Genomic DNA, 422 nt, shown 5'->3' with positions numbered 1-422 from the left:
TACAACTCGTCATAGTGATTTCAGCAGTGAGCTGCATAATATTCTTGCTGAAAGATTTAATCCAAATCGGCCCGATGCCATATGGTGTGCGGATATCACATATATTTGGACCAATGAAGGTTTTGTTTATTTAACAAGCTTAATGGATTTATTTGCCCGTAAAATAATTGCATGGACGCTTTCCAGAACGATGCATGTCTCATGCGTCATAAAAACTATTGAAAAAGCAAAACACTGCAGAAATATTTCTAACCCCTTAATTATTCACAGCGATCGCGGCAGCCAATTTGTATCTGAAGCCTATCGCAATGCCACTAAAAAAATGCGGCGCAGCTATTCAAATAAAGGTTATCCTTATGACAATGCCTGTATTGAGTCATTTCATTCACTTATTAAACGGGAATGTTTAAATAGATTCAGCA

At 37.2% G+C, this 422-nt stretch carries 1 protein-coding gene; it reads left to right on the top strand.

Annotation, left to right across the window (positions count from 1 at the left end; translation table 11 throughout):
• A partial coding sequence (locus tag I6751_RS13835; RefSeq protein WP_196599132.1) for a DDE-type integrase/transposase/recombinase occupies positions 1 to 422 on the top strand: 422 nt, incomplete at both ends.

The organism is Pectinatus frisingensis (assembly GCF_015732285.1).
GTDB lineage: Bacteria > Bacillota > Negativicutes > Selenomonadales > Selenomonadaceae > Pectinatus > Pectinatus frisingensis.
The sequence above is the reverse complement of the archived record's forward strand: the minus strand, read 5'-3'. Positions and strand labels throughout refer to the sequence as shown.